This is a genomic window from Marinovum sedimenti, from assembly GCF_054052205.1.
In genome coordinates this window covers 96,727-121,819 of sequence record NZ_JBSWBT010000002.1, presented here as the reverse complement: position 1 = coordinate 121,819, position 25,093 = coordinate 96,727, and the positions used below count along the sequence as shown (strand labels likewise).

The following is a 25,093-nucleotide window of genomic DNA, read 5'->3' as shown; positions in this document are numbered from 1 at the left end:
GATGAGCCTTGCCCTCACCAATCCGGAGCAGGCCGCGGGCTTTGTCGCCAAGCTGCGCCGCAACTTCTTTGCCACCAAGCTCGATGGAGTGATGTCGCTCGCCTTCGGCGCGCTGATCGTCTGGTTGATCCTGTCGCTTGTCGACTGGGCGATCTTCGATGCGATCTTTCGGCTCGAGAACCGCGATCAATGCACCTATGACGCGGGTGCCTGTTGGGCCGTGATCGAAAGCCGGGGGCGGCTGATCATGTTCGGCTTGTACCCCTACGCCGAGCAATGGCGCTCGACGCTTGCCTGCCTCGTTATCATCGTCACGATGGTGCTGTCGTGCCTCCCGATGTTCTGGTCGATCCGGCGGATACCGGTGCTTTGGGTCGGCGGCTTTGCCACCTTTGTATTGCTGATGCGCGGCGGGTTCTTGAATATGCCGCTGGTCACATCCGAGCAATGGGGCGGGCTGGCGCTGACCCTGTTCATCTTTTCGGCGGTGTTTGTGATCGGCATGCCCTTGGCGGTGCTGTTCGCGCTGGCGCGGCGCTCTGACTTGCCGGTGATTGCCAAAGCCTTTGGCCTGCTGATCGATTTCGTGCGCTCCTTGCCGCTGTTGACGATCCTGTTTGCCGCGGCCGTTGTGGTGCCGCTGATCGCGCCTGAGGCGTTGCAGGGCAACAAGCTGATGCGCGTGGTGGTGGCCTTTGCGGTGTTCTTTGCCGCCTATCAGGCCGAGATTATTCGCGCCGGGCTGCAATCCACTTCGGCGGGGCAAGAAGAGGCCGCTGTCGCGCTGGGGATGCCCTATTGGTCGCTCGTGGTCGACATCCTGCTGCCGCAGGCGTTTCGCAACACGCTGCCCTCGACGATCAACCAAGCGGTGATCACCTTCAAGGAAACCTCGATCGTGACCTTCGTTGGGTTCTTTGAGTTGATGGCTTCGGGCAATGCCGCCATCGGCACTGGCGAATGGGGCAATCAATATGTCGAGGTCTATATTTTCCTCGCCTTCATCTACTTCATCTTCGTCTTTGGCCTGTCGCGTTACGGGGCTTGGCTGGAAACCCGCATGAGGCTTGGACATGGCTGATCCCGCAATCCACATTCAATCCGTCGACAAGTATTACGGCGATTACCACGCTCTGCGCGACGTCAGCCTTGATGTGCCCGATGGCCAGACGCTGGTGATTTGCGGGCCGTCGGGGTCGGGGAAATCCACCCTGATCCGCTGCATCAACGGGTTGGAAACCTATGCCTCGGGCACGGTCGAGGTGCTGGGCCTTGCGGTGGGCGACGACAGGCATTTGTGCAATCTGGTGCGCAAGCAGGTTGGCATGGTGTTTCAGAACTTCAACCTGTTCCCGCATCTGACAATTCTGGAAAACTGCGTGCTGCCGCAGATCCGCGCGATTGGCAAAGACCGCGCCGCCGCCACCCAAGAGGCGCGCGCACAACTGGCCAAGATGCGGGTGGAGGAGCACGCCACGAAATTCCCCGATCAGCTGTCCGGCGGACAACAACAGCGGGTTGCACTGGCGCGCGCGCTTTGCCTCAAGCCGAAGATCATGCTGTTTGACGAACCGACCTCGGCGCTTGACCCGGAAATGATCTCGGAGGTGCTCGACGTGATGCAGGCGCTTGCGCGCGAGGACATGACCATCATCTGCGTTACCCACGAGATGGGCTTTGCCCGCGCCGTGGCCGACCGGGTTATCTTGATGGCCGAGGGGCGCATTGTCGAAGAAGGCACGGCGGAACAGATGTTTACCGCGCCGTCCCACCCAATCACCCGCGATTTTATGAAGGCAGTACAGCGATGAAACTTGTGACCCGCGCCTCCTACGGCGAAAAGATCGACTGGACCCGGATCGTCGATGCCATCGACGCGGGCCACCGCATGCCGCCGGCGCATATCGAAGACGTCTTCCTCGGCCCGCCCGGTCACACGCTGCTGAGCCGGGCGGCGTGGATTGAAGGGTTGGGCTATGGCGTCAAAAGCGTGACCGTCATGGCCGAAAATGCCAAACGCGGCCTGCCAACGGTGCAGGGCGCGATGCTGGTGTTCGAGGACAAGGCCGGTGCGCTGATCGCCACCATCGACAGCGCCTTGGTGACGGATCTGAAAACCGCCTCGGATTCCGCCCTTGGTGCGCGGTATCTGGCGCGCAAAGACAGCAAAACGCTGCTTATTCTGGGGGCAGGGCAGGTGGCCCGCAACGTCGCCGCCGCCTATCGCCAGATTTTCCCCGGTCTCGAGCGTATCCAACTGTGGAACCGCACCGCCGAAAAAGCCAGCGCACTGGCGGAGAAGCTTGCGGCCAGCGGCTTGCCGGTTGAGGCGGTGACTGACCTTCCCGCTGCCGCCGCGCAGGCCGACATTGTCGTCACCGCCACGATGTCGAGCACGCCCGTGCTGCACGGCGACTGGATCAGCCCCGGCACCCATGTCGACCTAATCGGAGCTTTCCGCGCCGAGATGCGCGAGGCCGACGATGCTCTGCTGCAAAAGGCGCGGATCTTTGTCGACAGCCGCAACACCACGCTGCACCACATCGGCGAACTCAAGATCCCGCTCAAAAGCGGCGCGATCACCGAGGCCGATGTTCTGGCCGATTTCTACCAATTGAACGCGGGCCACGCAGGACGCACCGGCCCCGACGATATCACCGTTTTTAAGAATGGCGGCGGGGCGCATCTCGATCTGATGACCGCCTTTGCCATCCTTGGCGACGCCGACTAATACCCTGTTGAATAAGGATTATCCCCATGTTGGATGAAAAACAAACCTCGCATGATGCCGAAGAAGATCCCCGCAACCTTGACACCAAGGTCTATGTGAACGGCGAGATCGTGCACCGCGACGAGGCCAAAGTCTCGGTTTATGACAGCGGCTTCATGCTCGGCGATGGCATGTGGGAAGGGATGCGGCTTTACAACGGCAAATGGGCGTTCTTTGACGAGCATATGGACCGCTTCTTTGGCTCCTGCCACGCGGTGTCACTGGACGTAGGTATGGACCGCGCCGGCATTCTCGACGCGCTGACCCAGACGGCCGCGGCCAACGGCATGATCGAAAACGCCCATTGCCGCCTGATGCTGACCCGTGGCAAAAAGGCCAAACCGTATCAGCACCCCTCGCTCAGCCGCACCGGCCCGACGCTGGTGATCATCATGGAGCATTCCAAACCCTCCGCCACCCTGCAATCGCGCGGCATCCACCTGGCCACCGTGCCCCAGGTGCGGGGCCTGCCGATGAGCCAAGATGCCAAGTACAACAGCCACTCCAAGCTGAACTGTGTGCTGGCCTGCATTCAGGCCCAGCAGGTGGGCGCAGATGAGGCGCTGATGCTCGATCCGCATGGCTTTGTGAACACCACCAACGCCTGCAACTTCTTCATCGTGCGCAAAGGCGCGGTTTGGACCTCGACCGGAGATTATTGCATGGCCGGTGTGACCCGCCAAAAGGTGATCGACCTGTGCAAAGCCAACGACATCCCAGTCTATGAGCGCAACTATTCGCTGTACGAAACCTATAGCGCCGACGAGGCGTTCATGACCGGCACCTTTGGCGCGCAAACGCCCGTCGGCACCATTGATGGCAAGGCCATCGGCACCGGCGACCGCCCAGTGATGGAACGCATTCAGGCGCTCTACAAAGACCTGATCCGCGCCGACACCGGGGCCACATTGTGAAGGCGATCAACCAACGCGGCATGGTCGTGATCGGCTGCGGTTTCATGGGCAAGGCGCTGCTGGAGGGCTGGCTTGCCAGCGGCGTTGACCCTGAGGCGATCCATGTGCAAGACCCGAGCCCCTCGGACTGGCTCAAGGCGCAGACCGGGTTTCACCTGAATAAAGAACTGCCGGACAATCCTGCGGTTTTGGTCATCGCGACCAAGCCGCAGGTGCTCGCCGAGGTGTTGCCGCCGCTGGCGCAGTTTGGCGACGGCGAGACCATCGTTGTGACCATCGCCACCGGCGCACCGCTGGCCTATTACGAGGCGGTGTTCGGCGCGAAAACCCCGGTGGCCCGCGCGATGCCCAACCTGCCTGCCGCCGTAGGTGCCGGCGTGACTGTTTTCGCCTGCAACGCCAATGTCAGCGCCGCCCAAAGCGCGCTTGTCGCCGACCTGTTCAACGCTGTTGGCGTCGGCATCGCGCTGGAAGACGAGGCGCAAATGCACGCGGTGACCGGCATCTCTGGCTCTGGCCCGGCCTATGTGTTTGCGATGGCCGAAGCCATGACAAAAGCGGGTGTGGACATGGGGTTGCCGACAGATTTGGCCGCGACCCTCGCGGTGCACACCATCGCTGGCGCAGGCGCAATGATGCGTGAAACCGGCAGCGAGGCGGGCGACTTGCGCCGCGCTGTCACCTCAAAAGGCGGCACCACAGCCGAGGCGCTGAAACACCTGATGGCAGAGGGCAGCGGGCTGTCCGACCTGATGGCAAAAGCCGCGTCCGCGTCGCGCGACCGGAGCATTGAGCTGAGCAAGCCTTAGGCGGCATTCTTAAGGACCTGAGCCGGGTCAATCCTTGCGGATACGATAGCGGTTCATCTTGCGATATAGCGTCGGGCGCGAAATCCCCAGCACCTGCGCGACCTTGGTGAGATTGCCGTTCTCGGCCACGATTGTCCGCCGAATGGCGCTCGCTTCGATGCTTTCGAGATCGCCGGAATGGCCGCCAAGGATGTGCTCAAGTGAATCTTCGTCACTGCCTTCGAAATTCGCAACGATTTCCGGTGGCAAGTCCCGTTCCGTCACCAGATTGTCGTTCTTGATAAGATAGCAGCGGTGCACCACATTACGCAGCTCGCGCACATTGCCAGGCCATTGATATTGCGAGAGGAACTCAAGCGCTCTCTCGGTGAATGTCATCGGCGGGCGGGCGGTTTCTTCGGCGTAATGTTGCGAGAAATACTCAACGAGCTCCGCGACGTCGTTGCCGCGGTCGCGCAGGGGGGGCACTTCGATGGTGATCACGCCGATGCGATAAAACAGATCGCGGCGGAAATTGCCTTTTTCGATCTCCTGTCGCAAGTCGCGGTTGGTCATCGCAACCAGACGCACATCGACCGGACGCCGCTGGTTGTCGCCCATCCGATAGATCGCGCGCTGCTCCAACGCCCGCAGCAGATAGGGCTGCAATTCGATCGGCATATCGCCGATTTCATCAAGGCACAGGACGCCCTTGTTGGCCTGCTCAAACTTGCCTTTGCGCCCGCCGCGCACCGCGCCGGTAAAGGCACCTTCGGAATAGCCAAACAGCTCGGCTCCGATCAGATCGCTGGAAATCGCGGCACAGTTGACCGGGACATAAGGCGCATTGGCGTCGGGCATCCGGCTGTGGATCAGCCGCGCAAACAGCTCTTTGCCGACACCGGTTTCCCCGTGGATCAGCACCGAAATATTCGCCCGCGCCGCACGTTCCGCCAGCCCGATGGCCTCGGCCATTTTCGGCGAAGACCCCACGATGTGGATGTCACGCTCGGATACATTGGCGCGCGGTTTTATAGTGCAGGTCTCGCCAGTCTTGCGGCCCGAAGTGCTGGTGTCGCGCAGGAAAAGCGCCAAACCCCGGCTCTCGCCATCAAGCTTGAGACGTTCGATGCCCTCTGCCTCAACGCTGAGCGGCAGAAGCTTGGGAATGTCCTGATCGGACAGGCCCGCCAGCTTGGGCAAGAGCTTGTGACCGACCGACAATTCCTTGGCGCGTTGCAGTTGGCTTTCGACAAAACCGCGGCGAAACAGAACGCGCCCGGATTGATCGACCAGCACCACGCTGTGGTGGGTGCGAAAATACTCCGACACGAAAAACGCTTCGAGCAATTGCGTGCGTTCCACCTGGGTCTGTTCAGCCAAGGCAATCTCGATCTCGCGCGCGGCGGCCAGCACCAATGCAACATTGTGCTGGCGGAAAATTTGCGGCGGACCCGACAGATCAACAACCCCGATGATGGCTTGGGTGAACGGATCAAGGATCGGTGCGCCGGCGCAGGTCCAGGCCTGAACGCCCTCGGCAAAATGTTCGGAGGCGTGCACATAGGCGGGTTTTCCGGTCTTAAGAGCGGTCCCTATGCCATTGGTGCCAATGGTCTTTTCGCTCCAGTCGCCGCCAAGCTGAAGATGGATTTCCTGACCCTCGTCCAGCACATGTTCGTCGCCGATGGCATCGATGATAACGCCTTGATCATCGGCCAGGATCAGAATGGTTTTCGCCTCGCGCAGGTGAGGTTCCAACCGTTTGAAGGCAGCCGAAGCCGCCCTGCGCAGCGCCGCGTTGCGTTCGCGGCGCAGATAGATCTGGTCCCCGTCACACACGTTGCGCGACGCGAGGCTTGCGGCATCGACACCGGACTCCATGCTGCGCTGCCAAGAGCTCAGGATTTCTTTCCTGACCTTTGGCGGCTGCGTGTCGTCAGTCTTGGCGGGGGACACAAACCTTTCCCACGCCTCGCGGGTGTCATTCTCCGAATAGCTGGTTCTTCGTGGCACTCGATCGACCCTCTCGCTATTTTGAATCGGACCAAAGATGCGGCCCGATAACGTACCCTTGTGGTCTATTGAGGGAAAGCGCGGTGTTACATCTCATTCGTCGCGAGGCACAAGCAGCGCGTCAAGCTGCGCCGCAAGTTGGCGCTCCGCGCCGTCGCCCGTCATGTCGGCCCCATCAAGATGCCCAATAGCCTCAAGCATATCGCCGCTCAGAGGGGACAGGAACCCGTTTTCCTGCGTTGCCAGAACGAAATGTTTCGACATGAAGTTGCCGCGGATTTCACCCAGCATTTGCATCTGACGGCCGGTCGATCTATCCACCTGCACCACACGATTGTTCAGGCTGACCTTGACGTAAGGCTCTGGCACATCGCTTGAAACCCGGACCTTCAGATCATGGATGATCAGACCGTCGGGTTTTGGTTTTTCCTGTCTGCGCGCCTGATCGGCCTGCATCTTGGAATAGCCGCCGTTGCTGATCTGATCCGCAAGTCGCCGGATCGTGCCTGCATTTTCGTTCAAAAGACGTTTGGCCTTCACGTCTTCGAGACGCGGTCCATCGCGTTTCGAAAAAATATCCACCACTGGTTTCCTCCCGTGCGCAAAAGTTAACAGGTAAGCTCGCCGGACGCCAATTCTTTAGGGTCGTAGAGGGGTCGTAGAGCTTTGTTTTTGTTGGGCGCCGCACAGCGTTTCGAGGGCAAAAATCCCAAGAGACCCATCGGCTGAACGCCCCTTCGCCTCTGCATGCCATCGCGAGAGTGTGCGCTTTGCACCCAAGCTGTTTTGCAGAGGCTTTTCTTACGGTTATCGCGTGCACGGCGCGCCCTTCTCCCAAAAGGCCGGTCCGTTCAGCGGTCTTCGTCTTGGTCTATCGCGGCCCTCCTTTGTTAAATTGCTTCGGTTTGGTTTTGCTACGTCGACCCGCCAAAAGCGGGTCAACGGGAGTTTGTGTAGTGGCATTGGCTTATAGTCAGAGCGCTTTGCGGCTCAACTCGCCCGCAATGAAATCGGCCTGTCGGATCGCCAGTGCCACGATGGTCAGCGTCGGATTTTCCGCCGCGCCAGTGGTGAATTGGCTGCCGTCCGAGACAAACAGATTGGCGATGTCATGCGATTGGCCGTGGCTGTTGACGACGCCATCCGCCGCTTTGGCCGACATCCGATTGGTACCAAGATTGTGGGTCGACGGGTACGGCGGCGTGGGAAAGACGCGCGTGGCCCCCACCGCTTCATAGACCGCGATGCCTTGTTTATAGGCGTGCGCGCGCATCGCGACATCGTTGGGGTGGTCGTCGAAATGCACATTGGCCGCCGCCATTCCGTGTTGATCCGTCACATCGGGGCTCAGGGTCACGCGGTTGCTTTCTTGCGGCATATCCTCGCCGACGATCCACATTCCGGCCATGTTTTCATAGTGGTCAAGCGCGGTGGTAAATTCGCGCCCCCATGCGCCGGGGTCAAGGAAGGCGGCCATAAACGGCAGGCCCAGCGACAGGGTCTCAAGCTCGTAGCCGCCGACAAATCCGCGCGCGGGATCGTGTTTGGCTTCGTCCTGAATGATCCCGGCCATCGTCGTGCCGCGCCACATCCGCACCGGTTGGTCGAACACCGCATAAACCGATCCGGTGACGTGGCGCAGATAGTTGCGCCCGACCTGGCCCGAGCTGTTGGCCAACCCGTCGGGGAACATGGCGGAGGCGGAATTGAGCAACAGCCGCGGGCTTTCAATCGAGTTGCCGGCTACGCAAACCACGCGCGCCTTCTGCTCCTGCTGGTTGCCGTCGGCATCGACATACACCACGCTCGAGACCTTGCCCTCAGCATCGTGTTCGATCCGCATGACATGGCAGCGCTCGCGCACTTCAAGATTGCCAGTCGCCTCGCCGCGCGGAATGTCGGTGTACGCGGCCGACCACTTGGCCCCGAATTTGCAGCCTTGAAAACAGAACCCGGTTTGTTGGCAGGCAGGGCGGTCATCGCCATCCGCCGAATTGATCGCCATCCGCCCGGTGTGGACCTGCTCATAGCCCAGCGCCTTGGCCCCGCTTTCAAACACCTTGTAATTGTTGTTGCCCGGAAGCCCGGCGCGGCCACCTGTGCGGGTCACGCCCAGTTTGTTTTCAGCCTTGGTGTAGTAATCGTCCATCTCGCGCGGATCGATTGGCCAGTCCAAAAGGTTGGCCCCGTCGACCGCGCCATAGTTGGTCAGCGCCTTCCACTCATGATCCTGAAACCGCAGCGACGCCCCGGCCCAGTGAGTGGTGGTGCCGCCAACCGCCTTGACGATCCAGGCGGGCAGGCCCGAGAAATCCTTGGCCACGCGCCAATCGCCCGATGTGGTGCGCGGATCGGTCCAGGCCAACTGCCCGAAACTCTCCCATTCATCGTTGATATAGTCGTCGGGCAGATACCGCCCGCCCGCTTCCAGCGCGACAACGCTCACGCCTTTTTGCGCCAATTCATTGGCCAGCACGCCGCCACCGGCGCCAGTTCCGATCACGACAACGACGTTGTCATCGCTCAGCTCAAATGGTGCACTCATGTTCTCACCCCTTCCTCAAAGCCAGTTGATGTCGTCGAAGCCACGGTCGATGTAACCGCCCTCGGAAAAGCTTTCGCCTTCGTAGCCAAAGATCGGCCAGACGGCTTTTTGGTTGTAAAGTCCGGTCACAAGACCGCCGCGGATCTGTTGGAAAAACGCGTTTTCCTCCATCGTGCGCAGCAGGTCGACGCGGTCACGCTCCCAGCCGATATCAAGATAGCGGGCATAGCCGACGCTCTTGGCAGCCTCGTTGATCATAGCCACACCGGCCTCGATGCCCTCGGCTGCTTCGGCGGTGTCATAGCCTTTGACAGCGATGGCATAGAACTTATCGGCCACCTGATCGTGCGGATAAATATCGCGCGCCATCTGGATCAGGGTCGCCATGGTTTCGGGTTTGAGATGCGCCACCTCGATGGCCCAATTGGCCGCCTCGGCCCGGCCCGCCACAAAGCCCGCGCCAATCGCAAAGCTCGCGCCGCAAAGAGCGCTGCGTGACAGAAGCTGGCGGCGCGTCATGGTGTGTTTTTGCAGTGTCATGATGTCCTCTCCTCCTTGGAATGGGGTGCTATGTCGGGGGTCAGCGGAACCGGCCGCCGCGTTGCAGCACCTCGATTTCATAGCCGTCCGGGTCTTTGACAAAGAAAAACCGGGCGAGGGTTTTGCCGTCGTGTTGGAAATCGACCAGCTTTCGGGGGGCAAAACCGGCGGCCTCAAACCGCGCATGTTCAGCGTCAATATCGCTGACGCAAAAGGCGAAGTGGCCATAGCCATTGCCCAGATCATACGGCTCTGTGGTGCCTTTGTTGACCGTCAGTTCAAGTTCAAATGCGGCTTCGTCATTGGACAGATAGACCAGCGTGAAGCCGTCAAAATCGATACGCTCCGCCACTGTCAGCCCAAAGGCGACGCGGTAAAAATCAACGGATCGCTGCTCGTCGAGCACGCGGATCATGGAGTGAAGTGCTTTGGCCATGGCATCCTCGGCGTGTAAGTTGGGTTGGGGTCTGCGGCGGGCCGGAAGGAAACCCGCCGCAGGATGAGGCGCGCAATGCGCCCCCGGGAGCCGGGCAGGAGATCAGGGAACGATCACGCCCCGCCCGGTGAACTTGCGATCCTTAAAGTCGGAAATCGCCTGATTGATATTGGCGAGGCTGTATTCGGTCTGGTGCATCTTCACCAAACCATCGGCGTTCATCTCCATCAGCTCGACCAGTTCCACAAACTCGCCCACCAGCGAGCCGCCGATCTTGATCTCATTGGCGACCAACTCCAGCGTCGGCACTTCGATGGTGCCGCCATAGCCCACCATGATCAGCTCGCCGCCCTGGCGCAGCAGCTTCCAGCAGGTGTTTTCGGTGCCATGTTCGCCAACGAAATCAATCGCTACATGCACGCCGCCGCCGGTCAGTTCCTTAACCTCTTCGATCAGGTTGTCGCCGCCGTCGAGCACGATATCGGCACCCAGTTCCTTGGCCAGCGCCTGTGCCGCCGGTTCGCGGTCCACCGCGATGATGCGCGCGCCGCAGGTGTGTTTGAGCACTTGAAGCGCGATATGACCCAGCCCGCCAATGCCCAAAAGCAGGATATAGCCGCCGGGATTGACCAGTTTGGCGGCCTTTTTGGCGGCGCGGTAGGCGGTGATCCCGGCATCGGCCATCGGCGCGACCGACAGCGGCGTGATGCCGGTGTTAAGCTTGATCAGCGAGCTTTCCTTGGTCTTGAAATACTCGGCAAAGCCGCCATCCTGCCCCAGCCCCGGAAACGCGCCGTGTTCGCAATACATGTCGTGGCCATAGCGGCAGCCGAGGCAGATGCCGCAGCTGTTGAACGGGTGGCAGATCACCGCATCGCCGGGTTTGACCGAGGTGACATTGCTGCCGACATCCTCAACCCAACCGGCGTTTTCGTGGCCCATCGTATAGGGCAAAAGCCCGCCCTCGACGTCCATAATATCCTTCCACACACCTTCGATAATGTGCAGATCGGTGCGGCACAGACCGGCCGCGCCGACCTTGACGATCACCTCATCGGGGGCGGTGATGGTGGGCGCTTTGACGTCTTCGATCCGCAGTTGCACGTTCATCGCCGGATCGTATTCGTAGAGTTTCGCTGCTTTCATGTTCTCATTCCTTCAATCTGGTCGGGCCAGAGTTCGTTTGGGCCAGAGTTTGTTTGATCCAGAGATTGTTTGGGCCAGCCCCGAAAGGGACCGGCCCGGTCGGGAAGACGCGCGGTCAGGCCCGGCCCAAAAGCTCGGCACCGCCGCCAAGCGCTGCGCCTGCTGTCGGGTCGGCCTCGCCTTCCTCAAGATCACCAACAAGCGTTTCGGTCGTCAGGATCAGGGTCGCCACCGAGGCGGCATTGACCAGTGCGCTGGCCGAGACGCGGGCGGGATCGACGATGCCGAATTCGAACATGTTACCAAAGGCCCCAGTGGCCGCGTTATAGCCGTGGCCGACTTGCGCTTCGGCCACCGCCTGGGCGATCCCGGCAACATCGGCACCGGCGTTGCGGGCGATACGGCGCACCGGCTCGGTCAGGATCGAGCGGACCAGTTGGATGCCCTTGGCCACGTCGCCCAACGCATCAAGCGTATCGAGGCAATCCCCGATCTGCGCCAGCGCGGTGCCGCCCCCGGCCACAACGCCCTCTTCGGCGGCGGCTTGCACCGCACACAGCGCGTCTTCGACCAGCTGGATCGTGCGCTTTTGTTCAACTGGGGTGAAACCACCGGCATAGATGATCGCGCTGCCACCAGTGAGTTTGGAGAGCCGTTCGCGCAGCTTGTCCTTGTCGATGTTGGGCGGGGCCACGTCATGCTGGCGCTGCACCTGATTGCGCCGGGCTGTGATGGCATCCGGGTCGCCTTCGCCACGCAGCACCGAGGTGCCAGAGGCATGGGCGCGCACCGTTTCCGCACCGCCAAGCTGGGCGCGGGTGACATTTTCGATCTTTTTGCCAAGATCGCGGGCCAGCACTTCGCCGCCGGTCAGAATGGCCAGATCGTCCATCATCGCGGTGCGCCAGTGGCCGTATTCCGGCGGATGCACGATCAGGTATTTGCCCGCGCCGCCGTTTTCGAGCAGTTTCACCACCACATCAGGCGCAATCTCTTCTGCGATGATCAGAAGCGGGCGGTTTTCACCGTTGGCAATCGCGATGGCATTGTCGAGGATCTCGGGCTTGAGGATCTTTTGATCCGTCAACAAGATCAACGGATTGCGCAGGATCGCTTCCATATTCTCGCGGTCGGTGACCATGTGGTGGGAGATGTAGCCGCGTTCAAACGACATGCCCTCGACCACCTCCATCGTGGTGTCGACGGTGACGCCGAATTCGGCGGAAATCACCCCGTCGCGGCCCACCCGGCGAAAGGCTTCGGCGACCAGAGCGCCCAGTTTGGGATCGGTCGAGGACACCCGCGCCACCGCTTCGAGGTATTCGGGATGATCGTCGCAGCTGATCGACGAGGCGTCGATGGCATCGACCACCCGCGCCACCGCCAGATCGATGCCCTTGCACAGATCAACCGGTTTGGCGCCATTATCTGTCAGGTCAACGCCGCGCTGGATCAGCGCATTGGCCAGAACGATGGCGGTGGTGGTGCCGTCGCCGGCCACTTCGTTGGTCTGCATCGATACTTCGCGCACCACCTGCGCACCCATATTCTCGAACCGGTCCCTCAGTTCGATTTCGGATGCAATGCTGACGCCATCGCGGGTCACCAAAGGCGTGCCGACCGGGCGATCCACCATCGCGTTAAGCCCCTTGGGGCCGAGGGTGGGTTCGACCGCCGCCGCCAGCCGCGCAACACCGCGCGCCAGACAATTGCGGGCCGCTTTGCCGTGTACCATAAGTTTAGCCATAACTTCCTCCTTCGCGCCGAACCATGTTCGGGCGCCTTCCGATTTTTCGTGAATGTTCCCGGCGTCTTAGCTGGGGCGCACAGCCTCCTCCCGAGGCGGCACGCGGCCGGCAATAAAATCGATCAGCATCGGCCCGTCCGGCCCGATCTCGACTTCTTTGTAGCGCGTCTTGGCAAGCCCCCGGCACAGCGCGCCGTTGAACTCCATGTTGATGCGGGTGCTGCGCAGCTTGGTCAGATGCGCCTTAAGCTCATGGGTCTCGATCTCGTCGCCCTCCCATGTGGGGAAGGCCAGATCATGTGCCTCAGACGCCAGCCCCTGCACCGCCAGCAGCTCGGTATAGCGCGGCAATTGCCGCAACTCTTCCTCGCCGGTAAAGGTGATCCGGCGCAACTGGCCCAGCGTCATCGAGACGATGTCAGCCGGTTTGTGGCCCAGCGATTGAAGCCCCAAAAGCACGGTTTCCTGACGCCGATCAAAGGCTTTGGCGAGGAAGGTTTCGATCACCTCATCCAGCTTTGCGCCGTCGCAGTAGTCCGCAAAGACCTTCTGAAATTCCACGCCGCTGTTGACGCCCTCGTTGACCTTTTCGCCAAAGCAATGGTCGTTCAGCTGCACATCAGCCTCGACAACCCAAGGCAGGGCCATCACCTCGCGGCGGATGCCGAACGCCATGAGAAACGCGAAATTCGGCGAACACCAATAGGTTGGCAGGCGAAACTCCACTTCCACCCGGCGGGCATCGGTCACTTCGACCCGCTCGACGAAACCCATATCTGTTATGGGCTCGTCAAGTTCCGGGTCGGTCACCGCATCGAGGCATTGCCACACCTCAAGCTCTAGCTCCTTTTGAAGATTGGCGACCAACATCCCCCTTACTCCGCCGCGATCTGGACAGGGGCACCGGCAAGCTGCGCGCGCTTTGCCTCGACATCGACGTTGTAAAGCTTGGCCGCGTTCAGCCCGAGGATCTTCTCCTTGATCTCGTCGGTCAGTTGCACACCGCCACGCTCGGCCGAGATGTCTTCGGGGATCTGATAGTCCCAGAATTTCTCGACCAGCCACTTCGGTGTCCAGATTGCATAATCCGAGCCAAACAGGATCTTGTCTTCGCCAATCCACCACAGCAGTTCGGCCATGATCTCGCCGAAATAGCGCGGGCGCGAGTGGATGAAGGGCATCGCCACGGCGAGGCCAGCATAGACGTTGGTTTCCTGCGTCGCGATCCAGCAGAAATCATCGAGGCGGGGCAGGCCGCAATGCTCGACAATCCAGTTGAGGTTCTGGAAATCGGTGGCGGCGTAGTCGACGTCATCGACGCTGAAGGCATCTTTCGACAGCGGGATGATCGTCGGGCCTTTGTGGACGTGGATGTTCTTGATGCCGAGTTTGTCGCAAAGCTCAAAGCATTTGTAAGCCGCCGGATCGTTCAGCGCCCAGCCTTTGCTGTCGCCATTCCACTCGGCGGTGTACATCTTCACGCCGGAGATGTCGTAGGTCTCCTTCATGTAATGGATGTATTCCAGCGCCTTTTCGCCATCGCGCGGATCGAAAGAACCGTTGACGATAAACCGCTCGGGGTGGCGCTTGGCCATCTCGTTTGACCGCTCAAGACAGCCAAAGCCGTTCTTGTAGAAATCCTTCAACACGGTGGTCTGGATGATCGCCATGTCGTTGGGGCCATCCACAAACAGATCGCGGTAAATGTCATCCTCGGACTGTTTGTCGAACTTGGCCTTCTCCCACAGCTCTTCGGGCGGGCTGAGGTTGGTGTGATAGGCGTAAAAGCAATCAATGAACTGCTTGCCGTGAACGTTCGCCTGATTTTCGGGGCTGCCGTCCCAGAAATGGGTGTGGCCGTCGAGTACGAAAACCTCTTTGCCTTCCGGTGTCTTGAACATGGTGTCCTCCCTTAAATGTCGTTTGTTGGTTTTGGGGTCCGGGGCCAGTGGTGGCTTGGGGAGCGTGGCCCCGGACTAGGTCATGTGCTGATCGCGGGGCCGATCAGATGTATTCCATGACCTCATTCATGTCGCCGAACAGGATCACGGTCTCGTCGTCGATCCGCACCATCCGCCCGTAGTGGGTAGAGGTGTTCACCTCGAAGGTTTCGGCAGTCATTTCGCGGCCAAGGAACTCGGTGATCTCGTCCATTTTGAAGATCAACTTGCCCTCGCCATCGATGCGGATGGTCGCCGGGTTGTAGGTGACGGTGACCTTGGGATCGTTCTCTTCCATGAACTCGGCGATGGCGCGGGCCTCTACGCTGTCGTTCATGGTGACGCCGCATTGGTGCGAGACCTCGCGCGAGGTCAGGTCGATGTCCTTCATAGATTTGAAGATGTTCTGGTTGGACGCATTGCGCGCGATGCTAGACATTTTCTATTTCCTTTTCAGAGAATTACGACAGGCCCAGCTCGCCGGTGATCTGGCTCAGGCGCTCTTGCGAGACGGCTTTGACATCCTCAAAGGACACCGGCTTGGAGTGCGGTTGCGACCAGATCGGCTGAAGCGCGACAGCGGCCTTTTCAGCAAGGTCGCCGTGTTTGGCGAGCCAGGATTTGAACAGCGCGCGGTTGTGGGCACCGTGCTCTTCCTCGTGGGCCAGCAGGTAGATCAGGTCGACGGTATTGGCGAGATTGCGCTCGTAGTCGGCCTCGGCGGCAGAGATCACCGGCGGGGTGATAAAGTCGTTGTTGGCCGCCGCCGCCTGCATGAAAAAGCCCGAGCGGATCAGCTCGCCGACCATCGGTTCAAACACGATGTTGATGGCAAAATACTGCTCGAGGTAATCTTCACAGCCCATGATCGTTTCGATCGCTTCGCGGCAGGGCTGCCAGATCGGATCTTCCAGCCAGGCTTGCTTGCCCGCCTCGTCGTTCCAGCCGTCAATCTGCATACCGATCTCGGCCAGATAGAGCGTGATGTCCTGCGCCAGCCGCATCTTGTACGACGAATTGGTCAGCGTGGCGTTGTTGATCATCTGGGTATAGCCATAGCGCTGCGCCTGCATGAGCGAGGTGCCAAGGCCAAACTCCGCATGTTTCCACGCGCCGAGATGCTTTTGCAGAACCGTCTGCCATGCTTTGTCAAACGTCTTGGGCGCGCCGGCCTTGCGGGCGTTCGAGATGACGTTCTGCACCATGTTTTCGATTTTGGACTGGCGCTGAAAGTGCGTGCGTTCCCATTCCTGATCGGGTGCCCGAAAGGCGTGCCAGTTCGACGAAAGCGCTGCGGTGCTGTCCTTGGTATAAGCGCCGCCGCCTTTGCCGCCCTCAAACTCGATGATCCAGTTCTGGATCAGATAGCGTTCGGGATCGGGTTGCACGTCAACGGTGACGTCCTCGTAGTGGGTGGCCCGTTTGCCGCGCGGTTCAAAGTAGTTGTACTTGCGGCTTTTCGAGCCGGTGAAATTCGCGGCACCGGCAGCGCCGGACCCCACAGAGCTTGATGTAGCTACCATTGTAGCCTCCCTTGGTTTTTGTTCACGTCACTAGCGTTCGGCCCGTTTCAGTGGGCCGAAGAACCGGAAGTGGGGGTGAACTTGTCGAAGAAGATGCGATCGGTGTCGAAGTCGTGCATGAAGAGCACCGGCGTCAGCGCGTCGATCATCGGCGGCGGGCCGCAGGCATAGACATCGCCGTCGCCGTCAATCCCAAGATCCTTGAGATAGCTGTCGACGTATTCGTGAACAAAGCCGCGCGCTCCGGTCCAGCCGCTGTCGGCCTCTTCGTGGCTCAGCACCGGGATGAACGTCACGTTCGGATGCGCGGTGGTCAGCGCGTCAATCTCATCAAGCTTGAACAGATCGCTCTGGCTGCGGGCGCCATAGAAGAAATAGACCGGACGATCCTCACCGCTGGTGACCTGATCATTCAGGATCGACCAGACCGGCGACATGCCCGAGCCCGCCCCCACAAGGATCACCGGTCCTTGTCGGTCTTCGCGCCGGAAACACATCCCGTAGGGCCCTTCGACCCGCACGTCTGCTCCGGCTTTGATCCCGCCGTCGTCGAGCTCGTTGCTGAACCGTCCGTCGGGGTATTTCTTGATGATGAACCCGAGGTTTTGGGTTTCGCTCGGCGGATTTGCCATGGAGAACGAGCGTGTAATCTCCTCCCCCGCTTCGGTTTTGACCGTGATGTCGACATATTGGCCCGCCCAGAATTTCAAAGGCGCGTCCAGTTCGATCTGAACACCGCGAATGTCATGGGTCAGTTTCTGAAAATCGGTGATCTTGCCAGAGAACGGCTTGACCGGGATCGATTTCGACAGAACTTCTTCGTCGAAATTCAGAAGCTCGATCTCCAGATCGCTGAGTGCCAGCGACCGGCACATCAGGATGTGTCCTCCCTCCTTCTCCATGTCGCTCAGCGCGAAGGTCGAGTATTTCTCCATCTCGGTTTCGCCATCGAGTTGGACGCATTTGCAGGCCGAGCACTGGCCTTCCTTACAGCCATGCGGCAAGGCGATGCCTTGGCGGAATGCGGCATCAAGGATGTATTCGCCATCCTCGACCTCGAATTCCACGCCGACCGGCTCTAGTCGGACGTTATAGGTGTCCGTCATCATGTTTTCCTCCCTCTCCCAAACCCTTGCGGGGGGTGCGCAGGGCCGCGTATCGGCGGCCCCGCGTCGATTGGTGTGATCAGTTGCAGGGGTTCATGGTGAAGCCGGCCTGGTACTCGGCGATATGCGCCGCCCGGTCGGTTTCATTCATGCCGCGCAGCATGTTGAGCGGCGAGCGCAGGGTGTGCCCACGAACATGCTCAAGCTTCCACATGTCTTTGTTGTCAAAGCGCAAATGCGGCTGTGCGGTCAGGGTCTCGCCATCGTCGCGGACAAAGTTGAGATCCTTGATGGCGTCGGCCAGATCCCAACCGTCATAGACGCTTTCCCATTCACGCTTGCCCGAGAATTTGCCCATCGCAGGCGTCGGACGGCCCTCGTATTCGTCGGCAAAGGCTTCGACCGCGGTCCAGCGATCCAGCTCATGCGCAAAGGTGTGCAGTTGACCGTCGATCTCGTCGACAACCATGTCTTCGCGGATGAGGCAGGGCACGAGGCACGACCAGCAGCGGTGCGGATAGACGTAGCCGGTGTCCTGGTTAAACGTGACAACGGTTTCGCCCGGCTTGGACAGTTTCGCGTACCACTTCCAGAAGTCGCCAAACTCGGCGTACCAGCCCGGATACTTGTGCTCGAACCACTCGAAGTCTTTCTCGGTCTGGGCTTCGATGCGCCAGAAGTTGACGGGCCAGCCGACAGCAAAGAACTGGGCGACCTTGTGGACGTAGTTCTTTTCGGTGATCCGTTTCCAGGCTTCCTGCACGTCGTCGTGGTGGACCTTTACGCCGTATTTCTCGAGCGGAAGCATGTAGGTTCGGTAGTAGTCTTCAAAGATCCACCGGTGCCACATTTCCGCATAGGATTCCTTGTCCTTGTCGCGGTTGGTGGTGCCGTATTCGATGAACGTGCCGATGGCGGCGTCAACGATGGCGTGGTTCTGCCAGAAGGCATACTTCAGATCGCGTTCCAGCAGCAGATGGTTTTCCGGCTCTTTCAGCGCGGCCATCAGCAGCGAGTGACCATTGCCGATGTGGCGGCTTTCGTCCGACTGCACCGACAGGAAAACGGTGGGCAGGGCATAGTCGCCATTGCGCGCCGCTTCCGAAGGCATCGCCACAAACAGCGTGTTGGTAAACGCGGTTTCGGCCACAACGGTCAGGTACATGCAGGCGGCGGTCATGGTGTCGCCGGTGATGAAACCTTCGCCGAACTGGCGGCCGATGGTGGTGGCATAACACTTGCCAAAGGCCTCTTCGGTGATGTCGAAACCGGCCGGGTCGATGTAGTTTTCCATGTACCACTTCTTCAGGTTCATCTGAATCGTGGAGTGGCGGAATTCATCGACCATCTGCATGGTAAAGCCGGTGCGCAGGTCTTCACCGGGAGAGATCCGGGCAACCATGGCCATCGAACGGGCAGCCGAGATTTCGGGGAAGGGGATGATCGCCAGGAACAGCTTCATCCATTCGATCCAGCGCGGTTCGACATTGCGGAACATATCGCCCCGCAGCGCCGCATCAAGCGCACCGTATACCCGGTTGTCCTTTTCCTCTTCCATCGGGAAGTAGGAGCGCAGGACCTGTTTCATCGGGTCGCGCGGGGCCTTGGTGATCTTGTAGTCGGTGGGATAGGTGCTGGCTTCCTGAACGTAGGTCGGGTTCCAGCCAAGATCGGAAATCTTCTTGGTTGCCTCCCCTACCGAGATACCACGTTGGGACGTGATTTTATTAAGCGTCAAAGTCATGCCATGAGCCTCCTTACAGCTCTGCGGCCGGTTGCCCGGCCTGTTGGCGGCTTTTGCCGTTTCGGTTGAGCGCCCGGACCAATCCGTGCGCCGGTTCTCGGCAAAGGTTAAGAAGATCGCAGCGCCGTTTGGGCACTGGCCTCACTCCCTGTCCTTCGTTCTTTGGACATCCTCGGCTGGCGAGCCGTCCGCATCTTGTGTCTCTTCTGGCAAGGCCGGTTCCAGAAACGGGCAGATGCGAAAATTGTTGGTAAAATTTTCGTAAGACGTTGATTGTGAGTGTTATTTTTTGATTAAAATTTCTCGCTTTCCGTTTCGGGCAAAAAGGTTCCTGCGCGCAGCAGCGACAGGGTGTCGCATAACGTTACAATTGGCCGAAATCGGGGTTTACAGGGCGTTACAGATTCAACGTCGCGGGCGTTACACTTCTTGCTCCGTCACCGCGCAGAGACACACGGATGACCGGTCAAGAGATTGATAAAGTTGGATTATTCTGCGGTGCAGCATGAACGGGGGGCTCAGAGACTCTCCGCCCGGCGGGCCGCGATCCGAGGTCGACCGTCAGGCCCGTCTGCGGCGTTTTGCAGCAGCGAGGATGCCGCTGTCTTGGCGGTAATTTGAAACCACGCGCCGCGACACCGGAATGCCTTCGGCCTGCAACAGCGTGGCAAGACGTCGATCGGAGATCGGGTTTGATGGGTCTTCCCCAGACAACAGCGCCCGAATGCGCGCCTGAACCTGCGGCTTGGATTGGTCGCAACCCGCCGCCGCCGAACCGGAAAACAACGTGCGTGCGGCAACAATCCCGCCGGGCCCTTCGATGAGCAAACCGTTCATCACCCGGCTGACAGTACTGAGATGAAAGCCGGTGTCTTTCGCGATCTCGGACATGGTCATCGGCACCAAGGCGCAGGCCCCGTGCCGGAAATACGCGCCTTGATGTTTGACCAACTCGCCCACCACCTGTTTCAAGGCAGAGACCCGAATGTCGAGCGCTTGTTTCAACGCCCGCGCCCGCGCCAAGGCATCGCTGGCGTCGGCAGTCCGGCCTTGGCGCGGGAGGTGTGAAATCGTGAGATCATCTTGAAAGGACGAGAGAAATTCGATCTCCCAACCCTCGCCCGACGGGGTAATCCGCACGTCCGGCTCTCGCAAAAGCGTCTGGTCCGTCACAAAACCGCTGCCCGGTTTGGGGTCAAGATCCCGCAGCACGTCGAGGCATGTGATGACCAGATCGGTGTCCAGTCCGCAGGCCTTGGCCAGCGCCGAAACACCGCCGCTTTCCAGCAGCGAAAGGTGGGCCAAAACACACGCAAAATCCGGGTTCATCGTGCCGCGATCTTCCAGTTGCAGGCGCAAACAGTCCTGAAGATCGCGCGCAAACAACCCGGCAGGCTCGATGCGTTTCTGCACCACGTTCAACGCGGTTTCGACCAGATCAACACTCAGATCCAGCCCCTTGGCGATGTCTTCAGTTGCCGCTCCCAACCAGCCAGACGGCTCAAGCTCAGCGATCAACGCCGTGATCAGCCGCTCCATCGCGGGGCTTGTCGACATCAGCCCGGCCAATTCGCGAAAAACGTGATCGTAGAGGCTGTTGGCCTCCGCGACGGCAGTCATTTCCAACAGATCTGTCGCGCTCGAACCCGCCGCGGGGCGAGGGCGCAGCATGAGCATTGGATTGTCCTGCGCCTCCTGCGCCAGCAACTCGCTCAGCTCGCCTGACGACATTTGCAACAGGCTCACAACCTGCCCCAAACGGAACACCTGGCTGTGTTTGGCGCGCAGATGAAGCCCTAGCGACATGTCGCCCCCCAAGCGCCATCGGCGTGACAAATTGCTGGCATTGAAACGCGGCCTCGGACTAGACTGGACGAAAGAAACCGTTGAAATGCAGTGACATGAGACAGCCCCCTCCCATCCGCGGCGTCGTTCCGCTTGAAGGCGCAGCGCCGGAATTGTCGTACCCCGGCCTGTCGCCGCAGCTCTTGGCGCGGGTCCGGCAGCTGTGGTCCGCCGCCGGTTTGAACTTTGATCTCGGCTGGCGCGCGGGCGTGCGCAGCCTGCCCGGATTTCGCGCGGTCCCCAGGGTCGACGCCGCCGCGAGTACCGATGTGGACCTGGTGTTTCTGTTCGACCAAGCCATCCTTTGGGTGCGCGCGCTGCACGCGGCGGCCTCCATCGGGCTGACCTGCGAAATTGACGGTTTGAAGCCGGCGCAATGGCATGGGCTGGCCGCGCTTTCGGCGCGGTTGACCGAACAACTCGCCGCGCTCCGGCTGCTGGCGTTGACCGATCTGCCAATGCCCGCAATGCAGATTGCGCGCTCGATTTCCGAAGACGTCGACATGGCGCTGGTGCTGCTGATCCGGCCCAAACTGGCGCAGCGCTTCGCAGACTGTCAAAGCGCCGAGGACGCCAGCGATTTTTGGCGCCGCCACATTGCCGGTGGGCGGGCCTTTCGCAGCATTTCCGAAAAGCTTTACACCGTGGGCATCGATCATTCGGCCGACACCGACTATGCCAAATGGCGCAAATCGGTGCTGACCACGCTGGGCGCTGCGGTGCACAGCAACGCGCTCAACACGCAGGTGCCGCGGCGCGGGCAGGGCGCGGTTTTGTTGAACGGCGACAGTCTGCATTTTGCGACCTTCCGCATTCATGAGCTTTGTGCCTTTGGGCAATTGGTGGAACCGGAGTTGACAGAGGCCTTGTCGGGTGCGGCCAAAGCGCAGGCCGGCCAGCTTGCCGCACTGGCCGCCCCGTTGAGCGGTGTTCTGGTCAATCAGATCCAGTCTCTGTCGTCACCGCCCGAGCCGTCACGCGGCTCTGCAACACGCCATTAATGCTTGGGCGCGTCTTGTTTTCCCAGCCGGTTTTCCGAAACCCACCGGGCCGCAAGAACCAGCGCACCAGCGGCGAAATCCTTGCCGTGCTCTTCGACCATGTCTTCGGCCACTTTGGCAAGCTTCTGAAAGTAAACGTCTTTACTCTGTTCGTCTGAGGATAATGCTTGTGTCATCGGTTTCCCTCCCTTGGGGTTTTTATTTGAACATGTTCTTGGGGAAAGTGACGATCGACAGATCGCCATCCTTCCCGCCAATCGCCAGATGCGCGCCGTCATCAGACCAAGCGAGGGCCGCCACCGTCGCGCCCGTGCCTTCGCGCACCAGCATTTCGTCGGCATGCCCGACGCGGCACAGCATCACCAAACCGTTGGCATAGCTGACGGCGCAGAGATCACGCGCCGGGTGAACCGCCACCCGGTCCACCAGCGTCAGGCCGGGTTTTCCGGTTTCAATCGGCGCGCCGGAGTGGGTGTCAAACGGCAGGTCAGGCAGGGTCCAGCCAACGACGCGGAACGCCCCGGACGCGACCATCGCATTGGCGGGTTCGCAGAAATCCGTGGTGTGAACATCGGCCGGGAAATCGACGATCTTGTCGGATTTGCCCTGCGCGAGATCGACCAAAAGTACCGCTTTGTGCTTGCACCCCGCCACCAGCCAGCGCTGACAAGGCGACCAGTTCAGGTCAAGCACCTCGCCGTCGCAGGCAATCGGCGCCTCTGCACTCAGGTCCGCAGCCGTCACGATGCTGACCTTGCCAGCGCCCCAACAGGCCAGCCGCTTGCTGTCTTTGGACACCGCGATCCGGCTGATTTTATGGGGTAATTTGACGTCGGCAATGACCGCGCCGCCCTCTTCGGCCAGCAACGAAAGCTGTTTTCCCTGCGCGACGACGATGTGCCCCGCGCGCGTCAACCCGGCCAGCGCCGTGACAACGCCGCCGGGCGCACCGGTCACGGCAAGGGTCTGGCCCCGCGCCGTTGCGCGCCACAAGGCGCCGGTGTCGGCACTTGCAAACGCCAGTCCCTGTTCGCCAAGGCGGCAGGGCACGACGTTGGTCGTGGCAACCGGGGCTTCGCTGACAATCGGAACGGGCAGGGGTTTGGTGCGGGGGCGGATAGTCGGGCGGCCAGTGTCGGCCTCGACCCGCACGCGGGAATCCGGGCTTTCCGCGTCTTTGACGGACAGAAAGGCCAGACGGCCATCCTCCATCATCACGGTCAAGGCGCTGCCTTTGGCATTGAAGTGCAGACCCCGAACCCCGGCATCAAGGGCCCAGGTGCGGGCGATCAGATCGAATAGCGTCATCGCTTGCGGTGGCTTGTGCTGGGTCATTCACCCGTGCTCCTTCATCGCGGTTTCCAGCTCTTCGTCCAAAGCCGAAAGCTTGGCGTCGAGCCGATTTATCGTTTGCAAATTGTCGTCTAGCGCGGCGTCATTGCGCTTTCGCGCGGCATCATGGGCCGGGTCTTCGACACCGTCGCGTTCGTCTTTCATGTCGAGCACCATGAAGCCGCTGGCCTCTTGGTTGAGCCGAAGGTGCTGGGTGTTGGCCGCGGCGATGGCCTGAATGATGTCGATGCGATCCTTCATGATGTCACGAATGTCGCGCGGTTGATCTGTCATCGCGGCCCCCTGTCATTGCGCGCCGGGGCGCGGCCAACAGTGCTGTTGGCGATGATCGGCCAAACTGAACCGGCCTTGGTGGCGCCTGTCGCCGTGCCTGTGCTGCGCATTGCAATCCCCTCCCTGGCTCCCGTTTTCCCGAGCCAGACGAAGGCTAGACGAGTGGCAAGGTGACGCAATGAGATCGGGTGAAACAGAGGGGTTTTAGGTGGTTTTTTCCGGCGCGCCGGGAAAAGTGTAAATATGTGTTACGTTTTGAAACCCGTGCTGTAACGCCCTGTTTCGCAATGGTTTTTGCTGCATCGCAGCATTCGCTTTCGCACGCGCAGAAACCATCCGAATCGCATTCGCCTGTACTTTCGTCAGACCGAGCTCGCCGATGACGCGCGCACTTTGGCGGACTTGGATGGTAGGCATCGAACCCAAAACGACAAACGTCGCTTTTGTGCGCTGAAACATGTGGCGGTCCTGATCAACGGTCGCCTTTTAACCAGTGAAATCCCCGTCACGGCTTGCGCGCGCCCTTCGCCGGGGTGATGCCAGTGGCGGTACAGCCAACCGCGCTGGACAGACGACAGGATAAGGACGCGCAGGCATGACACCGCTGTTGATGAACCCGAACGCGAACGCCCGCACCACCGAGGCGATGCTGCGGATTGCGCGACAGCTTTTGCCAGATGTCACCGGATGGACCGCGCCCGCCGGGCCGCAGATGTTGATTGATGAACCGGCGCTCATGGCCGCCGGGCGGCTGGTGGCCGAGGCCGCGTTGCCGAAGGTTTCAGGGGTCATTGTCTCTGCCTTTGGCGATCCGGGGCGCACGGCGCTGGCGGCGCGGCTGTCCTGTCCGGTGATTGGCATTGGCGCCGCTGCCGCGCGGGCAACGGCGGGGCGGCGCTTTGCCGTGGCGACGACGACACCGGGGCTGGCCGGGGCGATTGATGCGCTGATGGCCCCCTTCGGCGACTACCTTGGCTGTTACCTGACGCCCGGCGATCCCCGGCCCCTGATGGCAGAGACTGCGCGGCTGGACGCGGCGCTGGCGGCGGCCACGGCGCGGGCGGCCAAGGACGGGGCCGAAGTGGTGATCATCGGGGGCGGACCGTTGGGCGCAGCCGCAGACCGGCTGGCGGACACAAGCCCGGTGCCGCTGATCTCTCCGATTCGGGCGGCCTGTGTCGAGATGCGCTACAGCCTCGGGTTGAGCGCGGCGAAGGTCTAAGTTTCCACCTCGCAAAATTAGATGCACGAAACGAAGCAACCGCGCAATTATTGAGCATTTATGCTGCGTCGCAGCATTATTTCAGAGGCCAGACGCTGGTTCCTCTGGGCGCGCGCCACTGTCGGGTTCACTCTTTCTGTTGTCAGGGTCGGCCCACCACGGGGCCGATTTAAGCTATGCAATA

The 25,093-nt window shown here is 60.5% G+C and carries 25 protein-coding genes; 7 read left to right on the top strand and 18 right to left on the bottom strand.

What is annotated here, in order from left to right; all coding sequences use genetic code 11:
• The first annotated feature begins 1 nt into the window (after position 1).
• From ACW9UO_RS17945 to proC, 5 genes are read left to right on the top strand one after another with little or no spacing between them, the layout of a single operon-like run.
• Positions 2-1,081: an amino acid ABC transporter permease gene (locus tag ACW9UO_RS17945; protein WP_457088693.1), complete on the top strand. Its 1,080-nt coding sequence runs from the start codon at positions 2-4 to the stop codon at positions 1,079-1,081.
• Positions 1,074-1,811 carry an amino acid ABC transporter ATP-binding protein gene (locus tag ACW9UO_RS17940; RefSeq protein WP_457088692.1) on the top strand — a complete coding sequence of 246 codons (738 nt, stop codon included), beginning with the start codon at positions 1,074-1,076 and terminating at the stop codon, positions 1,809-1,811. Before ACW9UO_RS17945 ends, ACW9UO_RS17940 begins: the two co-directional genes overlap by 8 nt.
• Positions 1,808-2,731 carry an ornithine cyclodeaminase family protein gene (locus ACW9UO_RS17935; protein ID WP_457088889.1) on the top strand — a complete coding sequence of 308 codons (924 nt, stop codon included), beginning with the start codon at positions 1,808-1,810 and terminating at the stop codon, positions 2,729-2,731. The genes ACW9UO_RS17940 and ACW9UO_RS17935 overlap by 4 nt, the downstream gene beginning before the upstream one ends.
• A gap of 26 nt (positions 2,732-2,757) precedes the next feature.
• Positions 2,758-3,684 carry an aminotransferase class IV gene (locus tag ACW9UO_RS17930; RefSeq protein ID WP_457088888.1) on the top strand — a complete coding sequence of 309 codons (927 nt, stop codon included), beginning with the start codon at positions 2,758-2,760 and terminating at the stop codon, positions 3,682-3,684.
• Complete coding sequence (proC, locus tag ACW9UO_RS17925) at positions 3,681-4,493, top strand: pyrroline-5-carboxylate reductase (RefSeq protein ID WP_457088887.1); 813 nt, start codon at positions 3,681-3,683, stop codon at positions 4,491-4,493. The genes ACW9UO_RS17930 and proC overlap by 4 nt, the downstream gene beginning before the upstream one ends.
• A gap of 27 nt (positions 4,494-4,520) precedes the next feature.
• On the opposite strand, the gene ACW9UO_RS17920 is transcribed toward proC, so the two are convergent.
• The 14 genes from ACW9UO_RS17920 to ACW9UO_RS17855 all read right to left on the bottom strand — a co-directional run bounded on the left by ACW9UO_RS17920 (position 4,521) and on the right by ACW9UO_RS17855 (position 21,021).
• On the bottom strand, positions 4,521-6,356 hold the full coding sequence (locus ACW9UO_RS17920) for a sigma-54-dependent Fis family transcriptional regulator (protein ID WP_457088886.1): 1,836 nt from the start codon (positions 6,354-6,356) through the stop codon (positions 4,521-4,523).
• Between the two features lie 225 nt (positions 6,357-6,581).
• Entirely contained in the window at positions 6,582-7,070 is a 489-nt protein-coding gene (locus tag ACW9UO_RS17915; protein ID WP_457088885.1) for a hypothetical protein, read from the bottom strand.
• A 391-nt stretch (positions 7,071-7,461) separates the two neighbouring features.
• Complete coding sequence (locus ACW9UO_RS17910; protein ID WP_457088884.1) at positions 7,462-9,033, bottom strand: GMC family oxidoreductase; 1,572 nt, start codon at positions 9,031-9,033, stop codon at positions 7,462-7,464.
• A 15-nt stretch (positions 9,034-9,048) separates the two neighbouring features.
• Positions 9,049-9,573, bottom strand: a complete 525-nt coding sequence (locus ACW9UO_RS17905) for a Twin-arginine translocation pathway signal (protein ID WP_457088883.1) — start codon at positions 9,571-9,573, stop codon at positions 9,049-9,051.
• A 40-nt stretch (positions 9,574-9,613) separates the two neighbouring features.
• Positions 9,614-10,009, bottom strand: coding sequence for a VOC family protein (locus tag ACW9UO_RS17900; protein WP_457088882.1), 396 nt, complete (start codon positions 10,007-10,009; stop codon positions 9,614-9,616).
• Positions 10,010-10,111: 102 nt separating this feature from the next.
• Positions 10,112-11,155: an NAD(P)-dependent alcohol dehydrogenase gene (locus ACW9UO_RS17895; RefSeq protein ID WP_457088881.1), complete on the bottom strand. Its 1,044-nt coding sequence runs from the start codon at positions 11,153-11,155 to the stop codon at positions 10,112-10,114.
• 115 nt (positions 11,156-11,270) lie between these two features.
• On the bottom strand, positions 11,271-12,902 hold the full coding sequence (gene groEL / locus ACW9UO_RS17890) for a molecular chaperone GroEL (RefSeq protein WP_457088880.1): 1,632 nt from the start codon (positions 12,900-12,902) through the stop codon (positions 11,271-11,273).
• A 66-nt stretch (positions 12,903-12,968) separates the two neighbouring features.
• A complete protein-coding gene (locus ACW9UO_RS17885) occupies positions 12,969-13,772 on the bottom strand; it encodes an iron-sulfur cluster assembly protein (protein ID WP_457088879.1) in 804 nt (267 codons plus the stop codon).
• A gap of 5 nt (positions 13,773-13,777) precedes the next feature.
• Positions 13,778-14,803: an amidohydrolase family protein gene (locus ACW9UO_RS17880; protein WP_457088878.1), complete on the bottom strand. Its 1,026-nt coding sequence runs from the start codon at positions 14,801-14,803 to the stop codon at positions 13,778-13,780.
• Between the two features lie 103 nt (positions 14,804-14,906).
• Positions 14,907-15,281, bottom strand: a complete 375-nt coding sequence (locus ACW9UO_RS17875; protein WP_457088877.1) for an MmoB/DmpM family protein — start codon at positions 15,279-15,281, stop codon at positions 14,907-14,909.
• Between the two features lie 22 nt (positions 15,282-15,303).
• Positions 15,304-16,365 (bottom strand): aromatic/alkene monooxygenase hydroxylase subunit beta, encoded by a 1,062-nt coding sequence (locus ACW9UO_RS17870; RefSeq protein ID WP_457088876.1) that lies wholly within the window; start codon positions 16,363-16,365, stop codon positions 15,304-15,306.
• A 47-nt stretch (positions 16,366-16,412) separates the two neighbouring features.
• Positions 16,413-17,471 carry an NADH:ubiquinone reductase (Na(+)-transporting) subunit F gene (locus ACW9UO_RS17865; RefSeq protein WP_457088891.1) on the bottom strand — a complete coding sequence of 353 codons (1,059 nt, stop codon included), beginning with the start codon at positions 17,469-17,471 and terminating at the stop codon, positions 16,413-16,415.
• A 79-nt stretch (positions 17,472-17,550) separates the two neighbouring features.
• Positions 17,551-19,215: an aromatic/alkene/methane monooxygenase hydroxylase/oxygenase subunit alpha gene (locus ACW9UO_RS17860; RefSeq protein WP_457088875.1), complete on the bottom strand. Its 1,665-nt coding sequence runs from the start codon at positions 19,213-19,215 to the stop codon at positions 17,551-17,553.
• Positions 19,216-19,776: 561 nt separating this feature from the next.
• The gene (locus ACW9UO_RS17855) at positions 19,777-21,021 is read right to left on the bottom strand and encodes an RNA polymerase factor sigma-54 (protein WP_457088874.1); all 1,245 of its coding nucleotides are present in this window, start codon (positions 21,019-21,021) and stop codon (positions 19,777-19,779) included.
• 95 nt (positions 21,022-21,116) lie between these two features.
• On the opposite strand from ACW9UO_RS17855, the gene ACW9UO_RS17850 reads away from it, so the two are divergent.
• Positions 21,117-22,061 carry a hypothetical protein gene (locus ACW9UO_RS17850; RefSeq protein ID WP_457088873.1) on the top strand — a complete coding sequence of 315 codons (945 nt, stop codon included), beginning with the start codon at positions 21,117-21,119 and terminating at the stop codon, positions 22,059-22,061.
• Here ACW9UO_RS17850 and ACW9UO_RS17845 read toward each other — a convergent pair.
• The 4 genes from ACW9UO_RS17845 to ACW9UO_RS17830 all read right to left on the bottom strand — a co-directional run bounded on the left by ACW9UO_RS17845 (position 22,058) and on the right by ACW9UO_RS17830 (position 24,146).
• Positions 22,058-22,237 (bottom strand): hypothetical protein, encoded by a 180-nt coding sequence (locus ACW9UO_RS17845; RefSeq protein ID WP_457088872.1) that lies wholly within the window; start codon positions 22,235-22,237, stop codon positions 22,058-22,060. The genes ACW9UO_RS17850 and ACW9UO_RS17845 overlap by 4 nt on opposite strands.
• Before the next feature lie 22 nt (positions 22,238-22,259).
• Positions 22,260-23,396 carry a WD40 repeat domain-containing protein gene (locus ACW9UO_RS17840; RefSeq protein WP_457088871.1) on the bottom strand — a complete coding sequence of 379 codons (1,137 nt, stop codon included), beginning with the start codon at positions 23,394-23,396 and terminating at the stop codon, positions 22,260-22,262.
• Entirely contained in the window at positions 23,397-23,687 is a 291-nt protein-coding gene (locus tag ACW9UO_RS17835; protein WP_457088870.1) for a hypothetical protein, read from the bottom strand. It abuts the gene before it with no gap.
• 204 nt (positions 23,688-23,891) lie between these two features.
• Entirely contained in the window at positions 23,892-24,146 is a 255-nt protein-coding gene (locus ACW9UO_RS17830; RefSeq protein WP_457088869.1) for a hypothetical protein, read from the bottom strand.
• Positions 24,147-24,282: 136 nt separating this feature from the next.
• Between ACW9UO_RS17830 and ACW9UO_RS17825 the strand changes: the two genes are divergently transcribed.
• A complete protein-coding gene (locus ACW9UO_RS17825; RefSeq protein ID WP_457088868.1) occupies positions 24,283-24,909 on the top strand; it encodes an aspartate/glutamate racemase family protein in 627 nt (208 codons plus the stop codon).
• Positions 24,910-25,093: the final 184 nt, after the last annotated feature.

Excerpts from the sequence above, each read along its gene's own strand:
- ACW9UO_RS17945 (WP_457088693.1), top strand. The coding sequence starts at position 2 with ATGAGCCTTGCCCTCACCAATCCGGAGCAGGCCGCGGGCTTTGTCGCC.
- ACW9UO_RS17940 (WP_457088692.1), top strand. The coding sequence starts at position 1,074 with ATGGCTGATCCCGCAATCCACATTCAATCCGTCGACAAGTATTACGGC.
- ACW9UO_RS17935 (WP_457088889.1), top strand. The coding sequence starts at position 1,808 with ATGAAACTTGTGACCCGCGCCTCCTACGGCGAAAAGATCGACTGGACC.
- ACW9UO_RS17930 (WP_457088888.1), top strand. The coding sequence starts at position 2,758 with ATGTTGGATGAAAAACAAACCTCGCATGATGCCGAAGAAGATCCCCGC.
- ACW9UO_RS17920 (WP_457088886.1), bottom strand. The coding sequence starts at position 6,356 with ATGGAGTCCGGTGTCGATGCCGCAAGCCTCGCGTCGCGCAACGTGTGT.
- ACW9UO_RS17910 (WP_457088884.1), bottom strand. The coding sequence starts at position 9,033 with ATGAGTGCACCATTTGAGCTGAGCGATGACAACGTCGTTGTCGTGATC.
- ACW9UO_RS17905 (WP_457088883.1), bottom strand. The coding sequence starts at position 9,573 with ATGACACTGCAAAAACACACCATGACGCGCCGCCAGCTTCTGTCACGC.
- ACW9UO_RS17900 (WP_457088882.1), bottom strand. The coding sequence starts at position 10,009 with ATGGCCAAAGCACTTCACTCCATGATCCGCGTGCTCGACGAGCAGCGA.
- ACW9UO_RS17895 (WP_457088881.1), bottom strand. The coding sequence starts at position 11,155 with ATGAAAGCAGCGAAACTCTACGAATACGATCCGGCGATGAACGTGCAA.
- groEL (WP_457088880.1), bottom strand. The coding sequence starts at position 12,902 with ATGGCTAAACTTATGGTACACGGCAAAGCGGCCCGCAATTGTCTGGCG.
- ACW9UO_RS17885 (WP_457088879.1), bottom strand. The coding sequence starts at position 13,772 with ATGTTGGTCGCCAATCTTCAAAAGGAGCTAGAGCTTGAGGTGTGGCAA.
- ACW9UO_RS17880 (WP_457088878.1), bottom strand. The coding sequence starts at position 14,803 with ATGTTCAAGACACCGGAAGGCAAAGAGGTTTTCGTACTCGACGGCCAC.
- ACW9UO_RS17875 (WP_457088877.1), bottom strand. The coding sequence starts at position 15,281 with ATGTCTAGCATCGCGCGCAATGCGTCCAACCAGAACATCTTCAAATCT.
- ACW9UO_RS17870 (WP_457088876.1), bottom strand. The coding sequence starts at position 16,365 with ATGGTAGCTACATCAAGCTCTGTGGGGTCCGGCGCTGCCGGTGCCGCG.
- ACW9UO_RS17865 (WP_457088891.1), bottom strand. The coding sequence starts at position 17,471 with ATGACGGACACCTATAACGTCCGACTAGAGCCGGTCGGCGTGGAATTC.
- ACW9UO_RS17860 (WP_457088875.1), bottom strand. The coding sequence starts at position 19,215 with ATGACTTTGACGCTTAATAAAATCACGTCCCAACGTGGTATCTCGGTA.
- ACW9UO_RS17855 (WP_457088874.1), bottom strand. The coding sequence starts at position 21,021 with ATGTCGCTAGGGCTTCATCTGCGCGCCAAACACAGCCAGGTGTTCCGT.
- ACW9UO_RS17850 (WP_457088873.1), top strand. The coding sequence starts at position 21,117 with ATGAGACAGCCCCCTCCCATCCGCGGCGTCGTTCCGCTTGAAGGCGCA.
- ACW9UO_RS17845 (WP_457088872.1), bottom strand. The coding sequence starts at position 22,237 with ATGACACAAGCATTATCCTCAGACGAACAGAGTAAAGACGTTTACTTT.
- ACW9UO_RS17840 (WP_457088871.1), bottom strand. The coding sequence starts at position 23,396 with ATGACCCAGCACAAGCCACCGCAAGCGATGACGCTATTCGATCTGATC.
- ACW9UO_RS17835 (WP_457088870.1), bottom strand. The coding sequence starts at position 23,687 with ATGACAGATCAACCGCGCGACATTCGTGACATCATGAAGGATCGCATC.
- ACW9UO_RS17830 (WP_457088869.1), bottom strand. The coding sequence starts at position 24,146 with ATGTTTCAGCGCACAAAAGCGACGTTTGTCGTTTTGGGTTCGATGCCT.
- ACW9UO_RS17825 (WP_457088868.1), top strand. The coding sequence starts at position 24,283 with ATGACACCGCTGTTGATGAACCCGAACGCGAACGCCCGCACCACCGAG.